The organism is Lentilactobacillus parakefiri, assembly GCF_002157585.1.
GTDB classification, from domain to species: Bacteria; Bacillota; Bacilli; order Lactobacillales; family Lactobacillaceae; genus Lentilactobacillus; species Lentilactobacillus parakefiri.
Genome location: NZ_BDGB01000008.1, coordinates 20,880 through 31,772, shown reverse-complemented (window position 1 = coordinate 31,772; position 10,893 = coordinate 20,880). Strand labels below are relative to the sequence as shown.

General features: G+C 42.1%; 11 protein-coding genes. 6 read left to right on the top strand and 5 right to left on the bottom strand.

From position 1 onward, the window contains the following. Positions 1–243 precede the first annotated feature (243 nt). Entirely contained in the window at positions 244–426 is a 183-nt protein-coding gene (locus LPKJCM_RS00765) for a hypothetical protein (RefSeq protein ID WP_057961530.1), read from the bottom strand. A gap of 100 nt (positions 427–526) precedes the next feature. Between LPKJCM_RS00765 and LPKJCM_RS00760 the strand changes: the two genes are divergently transcribed. Together LPKJCM_RS00760 and LPKJCM_RS00755 are read left to right on the top strand one after the other, a co-directional pair. Continuing rightward, positions 527–1,549, top strand: a complete 1,023-nt coding sequence (locus tag LPKJCM_RS00760; RefSeq protein ID WP_057961531.1) for a hypothetical protein — start codon at positions 527–529, stop codon at positions 1,547–1,549. A gap of 13 nt (positions 1,550–1,562) precedes the next feature. Continuing rightward, on the top strand, positions 1,563–1,931 hold the full coding sequence (locus LPKJCM_RS00755) for a hypothetical protein (protein ID WP_057961532.1): 369 nt from the start codon (positions 1,563–1,565) through the stop codon (positions 1,929–1,931). A 296-nt stretch (positions 1,932–2,227) separates the two neighbouring features. Here LPKJCM_RS00755 and LPKJCM_RS00750 read toward each other — a convergent pair whose 3' ends face one another. Next, entirely contained in the window at positions 2,228–2,617 is a 390-nt protein-coding gene (locus LPKJCM_RS00750; protein ID WP_057961533.1) for a tautomerase family protein, read from the bottom strand. 187 nt (positions 2,618–2,804) lie between these two features. On the opposite strand from LPKJCM_RS00750, the gene LPKJCM_RS00745 reads away from it, so the two are divergent. Together LPKJCM_RS00745 and LPKJCM_RS13090 are read left to right on the top strand one after the other, a co-directional pair. Further along, entirely contained in the window at positions 2,805–4,001 is a 1,197-nt protein-coding gene (locus LPKJCM_RS00745; RefSeq protein WP_057961534.1) for an NAD-dependent formate dehydrogenase, read from the top strand. A gap of 161 nt (positions 4,002–4,162) precedes the next feature. Beyond that, positions 4,163–4,324: a hypothetical protein gene (locus LPKJCM_RS13090; RefSeq protein ID WP_165758545.1), complete on the top strand. Its 162-nt coding sequence runs from the start codon at positions 4,163–4,165 to the stop codon at positions 4,322–4,324. A 78-nt stretch (positions 4,325–4,402) separates the two neighbouring features. Here LPKJCM_RS13090 and LPKJCM_RS00740 read toward each other — a convergent pair whose 3' ends face one another. Continuing rightward, positions 4,403–5,179: an acetoin reductase gene (locus LPKJCM_RS00740; RefSeq protein ID WP_057961535.1), complete on the bottom strand. Its 777-nt coding sequence runs from the start codon at positions 5,177–5,179 to the stop codon at positions 4,403–4,405. Between the two features lie 525 nt (positions 5,180–5,704). Between LPKJCM_RS00740 and LPKJCM_RS00735 the strand changes: the two genes are divergently transcribed. Continuing rightward, positions 5,705–6,973: a hypothetical protein gene (locus tag LPKJCM_RS00735; RefSeq protein ID WP_057961536.1), complete on the top strand. Its 1,269-nt coding sequence runs from the start codon at positions 5,705–5,707 to the stop codon at positions 6,971–6,973. Between the two features lie 332 nt (positions 6,974–7,305). Here the strand turns inward: LPKJCM_RS00735 and LPKJCM_RS00730 are convergent, their stop codons facing one another. Together LPKJCM_RS00730 and LPKJCM_RS00725 are read right to left on the bottom strand one after the other, a co-directional pair. Beyond that, on the bottom strand, positions 7,306–8,667 hold the full coding sequence (locus LPKJCM_RS00730) for an APC family permease (RefSeq protein WP_057961537.1): 1,362 nt from the start codon (positions 8,665–8,667) through the stop codon (positions 7,306–7,308). Between the two features lie 20 nt (positions 8,668–8,687). Continuing rightward, complete coding sequence (locus tag LPKJCM_RS00725; RefSeq protein WP_057961538.1) at positions 8,688–9,590, bottom strand: proline iminopeptidase-family hydrolase; 903 nt, start codon at positions 9,588–9,590, stop codon at positions 8,688–8,690. 242 nt (positions 9,591–9,832) lie between these two features. Here LPKJCM_RS00725 and LPKJCM_RS00720 point away from each other — a divergent pair, with 242 nt between their 5' ends. After that, positions 9,833–10,582: an SDR family NAD(P)-dependent oxidoreductase gene (locus LPKJCM_RS00720; protein WP_057961539.1), complete on the top strand. Its 750-nt coding sequence runs from the start codon at positions 9,833–9,835 to the stop codon at positions 10,580–10,582. Positions 10,583–10,893: the final 311 nt, after the last annotated feature.

Below are 10,893 nucleotides of genomic sequence, written 5' to 3'. Positions count from 1 at the left end.
TTTTGTTTTTTTGTAAATCAGTTCATTTCCCTCTTGATTTGTTTTTAAAGTGAACTTTTCGCCTGCTTGGATTGCCAAGCTTTGTGGAATTGTGATAACCAAAGCATTTCCCACTCGGCGGGCTTTGTACTCGCCAATGGTCTTTTCTTTGTTTTCCATTATAGCCACCTCCCGTATATCTGAAGTATATCTTACGCTGCAATAATATACAAGTATATCCACCTTAACCAATGGCAAAAATCATTACTTGGTCCTTTTCTTGTCAATCCGCCGATTATGTTGGTAAATCTGATAACGAACGGATACAAAATAGACCGTCATAATTCCACCAATTCCCCAGATCAGGTAGTTGTGGAATGCGATAATCAAGACGATCAGTATGACAGCACCGATCCATGTGCTGATGGTGTCCAAAATTTCTTGCATACGTAAACCTCCAGCCTTTAATTAGCTTAATTATAGCCGTTTCGTGGGCGTTTGTTGAAGTATAATTAAAGTGTTAAATAATATACAAGGTGGGGATTTTATGAATTATAAAAAGTTATTACTGTTGGTTGGCTCGATATTTAGCGCGCTGCTGTTAATCGTCTGTTTTGCTAACAATGCCGATGCCAGCAGATCAGGATCGTATATCAAAAATGGTCATACATGGTACAAGGGAAAAACTAAAAGTTATGATGTGGAAGTAATGGACGGCACGTACCAGTACAATCCGAAAAAGGGAACTGTTACTATTCCGAAGAATAAGTCCAAGCACTTCAAGCTTTACACGATTGATAATATTCCCGCGGAACCGAATAAAAATCCAAATATTTCAAAAATCTCGGGAATGAATTTTAACGATGCAACCGCAACATTGGCTTTACGAACGGGATCAAATGGCTGGAATAAAATGCCATTTCAACTTCACAAGGATATGTATGCTTGGACAGTTATGAGCCGAAAACGCGTCATTTTGAGAATTGCGGGGCAGTCGTTGAAGTACCCAATGGATCTTTCCTCGATTAATAATACTAAGGGTAAAATTTTTACGATCGTTTCAAATGCAACTCCCGATAACCCAATTGGTGAGCAAAATGTGACCAATGTTGTTTTGCCTGATAACGGAACAACCCCTGACTCGCCAAACGCCCAACCTTTGAAATTAAATTTACCAATTAATTTAGGTATAACGACAGCCAGTTTTGGCTGGTATTTTGGCGGTAAATATAATAATGACGGCGTTCAATACGGGTATCAGAATTATCCATCTACCATTAGTGTGAAGGAAAACAGTTCGAAAACTGATGTCCTTCTAGACAGTAACCCACAGACAAAGACCGTTACAATGGCCTTTAACGATTTTGCGGACGATGGATATGTTCAGCCTGGGACCAAGACCTTTTCAGTTTATTATTCCCCAGCGACTGTAAATAGGGAAACATTGGCATTTCATGCTGCGCAATCACTGAAGTCTTCCTTCAGTTTACAATTATCAAGGGGAGACAATAAGACATACAATTTATCGCAGACAGATTACTTTCGATTAGTTGATTATCCCGGGGATTAGAGGAGAATTTATAATGAAAACTAGGATCTTGACAGCAACTGCAACGCTTGCTTTAGGTTTGGAAATTGGGTTAGCTTATACGCCGTCTACACATGCTGCTACGTGGCATCGTGGCACCCCAAAAGCACTCAGGGGTAACTGGCGAGACAGCACTCACAAAGTTTGGTTTCACATTCGAAAGTCCGAGATCGATATGTATAAATCATATACCCCCGGTGGAAAGTTTGGGCAAGGGTATAATCGCCTGAAGTATAAGTACGTCGGTCACCATACTTACAAATTCAAGATGTTTGATATGAAGTATCGACATTATACAACTGACACCTGGCGATATGTTAACCACAACCTGTTGTATCATGGTGGGCTATTTTATAGGTATTAACATAATTACCTCATTTGAAGTAAAAAAACGACGGAACCCAATTTGGGCTTCGTCGTTTTGTTCATTATGTTATTGATCAAAATTCTCGTTTTCCATGCAGATAAACCTGCTTATCAGCTTGCTGAACCGACAGTACATCTTCCGAGAGGTTAGTGTAATAGAGTTATGCATCAGAAAAAATTATTTGTTCAACACAAAACGTTTAGATTCAGGATGAATTAAGCTTTTTAGAAGGTTAATCGAAAATGCCCAAGGTAAGGTTTGAGCCAAATCCTCAAGCCCGACCACGGATATTTTTACAATTTCCCAGTCAAAAACTGAGCCTCCCCATTCCCAAAGCTCCAGTCATCATCGTTATTTGGAACTAGGCTGACAATTACATCTTCCTTTCGAATGCCGAGCTCCGTGTTCAACCGGTCTGCCAGTTGGTTGTAGAATGCTTGCTTGGCCTTAGTTGTTCGCGGCCTGGTGACCAGATTGAAGAAGACCACGTCTTTGGAGCGCTGAATCCCCAAGCCGGTATCGAGAATCTGCATTTCAAACGGTTCATGTTGGGTAAGAATTTGGTAACGGTCCCCATCGGGTGTTTTGAAGGTTTCCAGTTGAACCTCGTAAGCAATGTCGAGCATTTTCTTTAAATAAGCATCGTCGTGTCCTTTAATGACATCAATTCGCATTAGTGGCATTGGTATATTCCTCCATTCTTTTCTGCTTAGCCAATTTTTCAAAATCAGTATATGTCATTTCAGTGATGGAAGGGGCAATTTAGCTCACTAAAATTAATATCGCTTTTAGTTGTAACCGCTTCCAATCGTGCTAAAATTTAATTGCTGGAGGAAGTTGGTCAGTTATTTGTAGAAAGGATCGATTATCATGACCAAAGTTTTAGCTGTTTTGTATCCTGACCCAGTGGACGGTTTTCCGCCAAAGTACGTCAGGGATGATATCCCAAAGATTACCCACTATCCCGATGGCTCCACGGTACCGTCACCAGAAGCAATTGACTTCAAACCTGGCGAACTATTGGGAAGTGTGTCCGGTGGCCTGGGACTTAAGAAATACCTTGCCTCTAAAGGTGTTGATTTCGTTGTTACTTCAGACAAAGAGGGACCCGATTCTGTATTTGAAAAGGAACTGCCAACTGCAGACGTTGTGATTTCCCAACCATTCTGGCCGGCATATTTGACCAAAGATTTAATTGACAAAGCGAAGAATTTGAAATTAGCCATCACCGCTGGAATTGGTTCGGATCACGTGGATTTGAACGCGGCCAACGAACACAATATTACGGTCGCTGAAGTCACTTATAGTAATAGTGTCAGTGTTGCCGAAGCAGAAGTGATGCAACTCTTGGCATTAGTCCGGAACTTTATTCCAGCCCACGACATTGTTAAAGCCGGCGGTTGGAATATCGCTGACGCCGCTTCACGGGCCTATGATTTGGAAGGCATGACGGTCGGTGTCATCGGTGCTGGCCGAATTGGTCGGGCCGTATTGGAGCGATTGAAACCATTTGGCGTCAAACTGGTCTACAACCAGCGTCATCAATTACCTGATGAAGTTGAGAATCAATTGGGATTAACTTATTATCCTGACGTCCATGACCTGGTCAAAGCCGTTGACGCCGTCGTTTTGGCAGCACCACTTCATGCGCAGACTTATCACTTGTTTAACGATGAGGTACTCAACTCAATGAAGCGGGGCGCATACATCGTTAATAATAGTCGTGGTGAAGAAGTTGACCGGGATGCGATTGTTCGCGCTTTGAATTCTGGTCAAATTGGCGGCTACTCTGGGGATGTTTGGTACCCACAGCCAGCGCCAAAGGATCACCCGTGGCGAACGATGCCAAATGAAGCTATGACGCCACATATGTCCGGAACGACCTTATCAGCGCAAGCACGATACGCAGCCGGCGCCCGGGAAATTCTCGAAGACTTCCTGGAGAATAAACCGATCCGTCCTGAATACCTGATTGCGCAAGGTGGCAGTTTAGCAGGAACCGGTGCCAAGTCTTACACGGTTAAGAAAGGTGAGGAGACTCCTGGTAGTGGGGAAGCTGAAAAGTAGGTTTTTAAGTGACTTTTAGTACAAAGGAAAAGACTCCACAATATCTGTTGGAAATAGATGTTGTAGAGCCTTTTTATGCATAATTTCAGACCGAATATTTCATAGACTTAGCGTAACGTTTTGGGGATAATATGGGTGTATTAAAAATGGAGGTTACTCAAATGCCATCAAAAAATGATGATAAAAGACGGATTCGATTAGTGATGGATGAACAGCGTGCTAGTCGTCATTTGGTAAACACAATTCGATCGCTGGATATTCCGGTTATCAAGGATAAGAAGGCTGCGGAGAAATACCTATTCGGAGACGATGATGAGATATAAAATAGCGGTTTATAGAAATAATCTTTCCACAAACCGCTATTGTTATGATGTTAAATTGTTTAGTTGCGCTCATTCAAATTAAAGCAGTCCACCACCATCAACTGCGTAAGCTTGTCCAGTGATAAAGTCAGCTTCCGGACTAGCTAAGAATTCCACGATGTTGGCAATATCGTTGGGTTCAACTGTCCGGCCAAGCGGAATGGTACCAATAAAGTCCTTTTTGTTTTGGCCAAGTGGTTTGCCGTTAATCTCGGATATCTTACGATCAATTTCATCCCACATACCAGTCGTTCCCACAACTCCGGGCGCATAGGCGTTTACGGTAATGTGATCGGCCGCAAATTCATTTGCAGCGGCTTGAGTGATGCTGATAACAGCTGCCTTAGTTGCTGAATAGGTTGCCCAAACAGGAAAGGCGCGCATTCCAGCAATTGAAGATGCGTTGATGATTTTACCAGGGACTCCAAGCTCTTTAAATTTTTTAGCAGCAGCTTGGATACCATAGATGACACCAAAAACATTGATTTTAAAACTAAACTCAAGGTCTTTCGGCTTGATGTCCTCAAACTTATCAACTTTGGCAACCCCGGCATTGTTAACCATGACATCAAGGCCACCGAGTTGGCTGGCTGCATCGTCAACGGCTTTGGCAACGTTTGCCTGATTGGTGACATCGACAGGAATGAACACTGCCTTTTGACCGGCCGAAGCAACTTCGGTAATAACTGCCTGGGCCTTTTCTTTTTGTTGTGGTAAATCACCAATCGCGATGTCATAACCTTTTTTTGATAAATGACGTGCGATCTCAGCACCGATCCCTTGGGCACCATCGGTAATCATTGCTACTTTTGTCATGTTAGAATCCTCCTAAAGAAAAAATGTAATGCGCTTACATGTGAAATTTTACACTTATTTATTCAAAGTGCCAATGAACTTTTTTGGGCCTTATAAGAGGATTTTCTATACATGTTGGTAATGTTAAGTAAACAGTTGAAATTCAGATGAATGTAGATTTGATTTTGTCTTTGTACATTATCCATCATGATATAATTTAAGTGATCAATGAAGTTTGTGTTCAAATTTGAAAGTCATTGAAAATGAGTGATTTGTTATTTTTAAATGGCTTAATGGCGACATTTCATTAGTGTATTCCCCACGTGTGTAGGGGTGATCCTAAGAAAACGATTGTTAAGCAAAACAGTGCTGGGTATTCCCCACGTGTGTAGGGGTGATCCTAAAGGGAGGAACTTTGTTATGAACTACGATCTAGTATTCCCCACATGTGTAGGGGTGATCTAAAGGTGGACGGTATGACGGACGCGCAGGCATTGTGTTCCTAAACCCCACAAGTATCTTCAATTAAGGTGGTATTAACTAAATATGGCTAATAAAAGAACAAACTTAATGACGTCAAGCCAGATCGAAACTTTTCTTAATTCAGATTCCAGCAGTTTAGAACCAGCAAATACTGAAAAACCTTTGAAAAAATTACCTAAAAGTCTTAAACCTTTAAAGAAATTAAATAATCAAGTAGCGGCTCGGGAGATTGTTCAAAATTTATTAGACAACCATTATTTTTGGAGTGCTCAAAATACAATCTTGGGTCCAGTTTCAACCTACTTGAATAGCTTATCTAATAGTCAAAATAAAACGATCTTGGAACAGCTGACGCGACAAGATATCAAACTGATTAATATGTACCAAATCATTAATCAACTACAAACAAATGGTGAAAATGGGCTATTATCCGGTGACCAGTTCTTTATGCCGGTCACCCAGAAGAATCTGGGTAAATTATATTCAACCACTGGCGTATATGAGTTGCTGACTAAGCCAAAATCAAGACTATACTTTTCAACTAGGCACTTTCGTAAAGACATTTTAAATCAACGACCGCTGGTGGCGTCAATGTATTTACCACAAAAGCCTGCTGGTGAATATCTGGCGATGGACAAAGATTTTTGCTTTAAACCTCATAATGAAAACGATCCAATTCAGACCATTACTCAAGACGAACAGAAAAGAATTCACAACCAGGACATTGATTCACAATTAGATAATTTCAACAACCTTCATGCAGTAAAAGTGATTGGTAAGCCATTAGAGACTGGGCAGTTACTACACCTATCGCTTTTTGATGAGCCTAGCTTAAAAGAGCGATTTAAAGACTTAGGATTTAATACCGTTGGTAAGTTAAAAATGGATATCTTTTGGGCGATTCAAAAGGGTTTCAAGGTCAAACTGGATGGTGATGATTATTTGGCAATCAGTAATCTTAACTGGAATAATTTAAAAGGGAACCTAATTTCTGAAACCTACTACAACAATTTACTCAATAGTATTTTAAGTATTGGCTTACTCAAATTACTTTGGGTCACCGCTTTGCATGAAGATTTAGTCAAAATTATCAGTGCTGGCGCAATGACAACAGCTAAGTATTTAGACAATGACGGCGTCACGATCATTTCATCAATGTGGGCTAAAAAACTTTATGGGTTAGCTGAGGACTTGCACTTCCTCGATGAGATCGGGTATCACAATTTAAGCTCTTACAGCGCCAGTGATGACGTCGAATTCGGTAGTGATTTGGACGTTGTAGTTAGCGAATTGCCCAAGTTTATGAGCGAGCTATATAATATTTGCGATTAGCAGCTAATCATGACCTGGATGTAGGCCGGCTCGTTACAAGAAAACGTCGAGTATCTGGAAAAATTCATTAACAGTTTTTAGATTGTATAAAAATAGAGAGTGCCTCCTCATATGATATTAATCAACCAAATTAAATATCATGGAAGACAATCCCTATTAATGAACTTACCCCGAGCAATCCTCTTCATGAGGCCAAAAAGAAGATTTACATGAAGTTTTAACTATTACTTCAAGCTTGCAGTTAATCAGCTTTTTTAAAAGCGGATTAGCTGCCTTTTTTGCTCTTTCAAAAAAATCACCAATGTATAAATGAACTACTTAAAATTTCAACCCTACAAATCCAACTCCGTACTCCGCTGCGTCCGCCTCAAAATCACATAGTAAACAATCCCAATAATCAACCAGACGCCGCCGATTTCTTTTGCCAAAGGGTCCAAATTAATCATCACGAAACCAATGATGATAAAACCGATAATTGGTGAAACAAGGTGTTTCCAGTAATGTCTGGAGCCGTTTTTGATGACGTAATAGTAAACAACTGAGACGTGAATCACTAGGAATGCGGTTAATGCACCGCAGTTAACGATGGAAGACAGGACGCCGACATTGTCCATAAAGATCAAGCCGACAATTAATGAGATCACGCCCACCAAGTAGGTACTGATATACGGTGTTTTAAATTTCGGGTGGACTTTGGCTAAGAGCTGCGGCAGTGTTTTGTCTCGTGCCATTCCAAACAGAATTCTCGAAATTGCCGCCTGGGCAGCCAGTGCGTTGGCAATCCCCCAGGCGAGAATCGTTGCGATGGTTGTCAGGTATTGCAGGAACGGACCGCCCACTTTGAAGGCAATTTCATAAAAGGCCGTGTTCAAGTCTTTGAATGAAGTGTAGTCTGGCATAATCAGGCTGGCAATATAAGTTTGGGCGATAAACAACACGCCGACGATCATCAACGCCCAGAGAATCGCCTTGCCGACGGTTTTATTGCCGCCTTTGGTTTCTTCGGCAAGGGTGCTAATGCCGTCAAATCCCAGAAAGCTCAGTACGGCAACCGATACGGCGGTCAAGACGAAGTTTAGGTTAAAATGGGCTGGATCATAGAAGGGTTTTAATGTAAATCCGTCGCTGACCCCATGGGTGATGCCCCAAAGGCCGAACGCTATGAAAATGAAGAGAACCAGCAATTCGCCGACCAGAAAAACAATGTTGGTGCGGGCGGTAAATTCAATCCCCAAAACATTAATGACGGTATTCAACGCAATGAATAAAACCAACCAGATCCAAACCGGAATCCCGGGCAGTAATGATTTAATCGAGTTGGCAGAAATAACATATAGCAATGACGGCACAAAAATGTAGTCCAAAATAATCATCCAACCAGCTAGGAATCCGACACTCTTATTAATTCCCCGCTGCGCATAGGCATACACTGAGCCGGCAATCGGGAAGGCTTGGGACATTTGACCGTAACTGATCGCGGTGAAGAACATCGCAATCATACCGATTACACAGGTGAGGGCAATCATGCCTTGAGGGGAAGAAACGACGGAACCGTAAATACCAAAGGGTGCGATGGGAACCATGAAAATTAAGCCATAGATAATTAAATCTTTGAGTGAAAGTGAGCGCTCCAACTGTTGTTGGTAGCCAAAATCGCTCAGCTTAGGGTCGCTATTCAGATTGTTTTTAGCCATTCAATAAACCTCCTGTAATGCTAGAATTTTCCTGCACGAATATCTTTAAAGTAGTTTCTCAAGTTAGAGAAGAAGACGTCCGGATTATCGACCATGTGATTGTGGCCGCCATCAGGAGTGACCACCAGGCGTGCGTGAGGGAAGTTATGAGCCATCCGTTCGGCGGTCTTCAAAGGCATCGTTTCGTGATCGGCAAACATTAGCTGGGTCGGTAGATTAATCTTTTTAATTTCATCTCGGTAGTCCCAAGTCCCTAAATCACCAGTAATCACGAATTCGTTGTCGCCTTGGAAATGATTGTGGACCGACTTGGATTGAATATCCGTCACATGCGCTTGCGCGGCTGGCTGGCGGCGGTGAATATAGCCGTTATATAAATGATCAATGTATTTTCGATAAGTGGGGTCGGAAAATTCTTCCCGAGATTCAATATCATTCATGTAGGCGATTTGCGCTGGAGTAAATTCGGCTTTCCGGATCGCTTTCATTCGTTCCCCGTAGTCAGCAATGTTGTCGATCATACTAATGATGATCAGCCCCTTGAGATGTTCCGGATGCTTCCTTGCATACATCATCGCGATCATGCCGCCCCAAGAATGGCCGACTAGGTAGAAGTGATCCAAGCCCAACTTTTGCCGGACTTCCTCAATTTCATTGATGTAGTAATCTTCGTTGAGGTATTTGTCTCGAATTGCCGGATCATCCCAATCGGGTGTGTCCGAATACCACGAACCAAGTTGATCGTAGGTATTCACTTCAATATTCATGTCTTTCAGTTCATCACCAAACTGCTCATAGACTTCATGGGTATCACCCGGTCCGCCATGAAGACAAAGCAGCTGATCCTGACCGCCGGCATTCCAGGTGTGCGTCCATAGGCTATAGCCGTTATCCAGCCTGATAATATGGGTTCCGTTTTTCATCGAATTTCGACCTCCTGATTTGTAAATTAATGCATAGTGTACATTAAAATATGATGAGTGTAAATCTAATTGCATAAGAAGATTTGTGGGCGTGAGTATTGATAACAAAAGGCTTATTGAATACTTAAACTAATTACAATAACAATCATTTTCTAATGTAATCGCTTTCAAATATGCCCGCAGGTTGCTATACTTTTGGTGAAGATGGTAATCAGAATTGAATTTGCTCGGAGGCGAGAATTATGGCACAATTAGATGGTAAAGTTGCAATTATTACTGGTGGCGCTAACGGGATTGGATTAGAAACGACCAAGGCTTTCTTGAAGGAGGGGGCCAAAGTCGTATTCACGGATGTGAACGCTGAAGCCGGCCAAAAAGTTCAGGATGATTTGAATGACAAAAACGCCCTGTTTATTCAACAGGACGTCAGCAGTGAGGATGATTGGGAAAAGGTTGTTAAAGAGACGATCGATAGATTCGGTACAATTGACATTCTTTTCAATAATGCCGGGATTTACATCATCGGCAAGATTCCAGACATCACCGTGGAGACTTGGAACAAATTAATGAAGATTAATGTACTGGGCGTCTTCTTGGGATTGAAGCACGTGCTGCCAGTGATGGCTGAAAAGAAGCACGGATCGGTGATCAACGCCTCATCCATTGCCGGAATCGGCGGATCAGCTGGTCATATCCTGTATGGCGCAAGTAAGGGTGCTATCAGAACAATGACAAAGGACGCTGCGATTGAGTACGCGCCAAGCAACGTTCGGGTCAACTCAATTCACCCAGGCTACATCAAGACCGGCATGGCCGACTACGCTTCGTCAGCATTAGGCGTTTCGGAAGGTAATCTTGGCCATTTCTTCCCACTGGGACGTTTGGGCGAGCGAAGTGAAGTTGCCAATACGGTGGTATTCCTGGCATCTGATGCTTCATCGTTTATCACTGGGGTTGAGCTGCCGATTGATGGTGGGTTCTTGGCACAGTGAGAGATTGGACTGAAAGTGAACGAGTTTGTGGAGAGTGAGTCTTCCTGGGTTGTGGGAGGCTTTTTCTTTCTGCTCATTTGTGATACAGGATAGATTTGCTGGTTTTTTGGCTTAGGTGAAAGCATAGATTTATCATTATTTTATTATGCTTCTCCAATGAACATGTGTATCCATGAATATTGCAAACGTGCTATAATATAGCATGAAAGTTAATCGATAGGGAGAGCCACAATGTATGAAATTGATTTCTACGAAGATAGGAATGGTCACAGTGAGCTACAGGATTTCCTCGAAGCACTGAACCAGAGTCA

What these genes read in the sequence shown, in the direction of transcription:
- LPKJCM_RS13090 (WP_165758545.1), top strand. Translation starts at nt 4,163, where the DNA reads ATGCCATCAAAAAATGATGATAAAAGACGGATTCGATTAGTGATGGAT.
- LPKJCM_RS00760 (WP_057961531.1), top strand. Translation starts at nt 527, where the DNA reads ATGAATTATAAAAAGTTATTACTGTTGGTTGGCTCGATATTTAGCGCG.
- LPKJCM_RS00720 (WP_057961539.1), top strand. Translation starts at nt 9,833, where the DNA reads ATGGCACAATTAGATGGTAAAGTTGCAATTATTACTGGTGGCGCTAAC.
- LPKJCM_RS00750 (WP_057961533.1), bottom strand. Translation starts at nt 2,617, where the DNA reads ATGCCACTAATGCGAATTGATGTCATTAAAGGACACGACGATGCTTAT.
- LPKJCM_RS00725 (WP_057961538.1), bottom strand. Translation starts at nt 9,590, where the DNA reads ATGAAAAACGGAACCCATATTATCAGGCTGGATAACGGCTATAGCCTA.
- LPKJCM_RS00740 (WP_057961535.1), bottom strand. Translation starts at nt 5,179, where the DNA reads ATGACAAAAGTAGCAATGATTACCGATGGTGCCCAAGGGATCGGTGCT.
- LPKJCM_RS00765 (WP_057961530.1), bottom strand. Translation starts at nt 426, where the DNA reads ATGCAAGAAATTTTGGACACCATCAGCACATGGATCGGTGCTGTCATA.
- LPKJCM_RS00735 (WP_057961536.1), top strand. Translation starts at nt 5,705, where the DNA reads ATGGCTAATAAAAGAACAAACTTAATGACGTCAAGCCAGATCGAAACT.
- LPKJCM_RS00730 (WP_057961537.1), bottom strand. Translation starts at nt 8,667, where the DNA reads ATGGCTAAAAACAATCTGAATAGCGACCCTAAGCTGAGCGATTTTGGC.
- LPKJCM_RS00755 (WP_057961532.1), top strand. Translation starts at nt 1,563, where the DNA reads ATGAAAACTAGGATCTTGACAGCAACTGCAACGCTTGCTTTAGGTTTG.
- LPKJCM_RS00745 (WP_057961534.1), top strand. Translation starts at nt 2,805, where the DNA reads ATGACCAAAGTTTTAGCTGTTTTGTATCCTGACCCAGTGGACGGTTTT.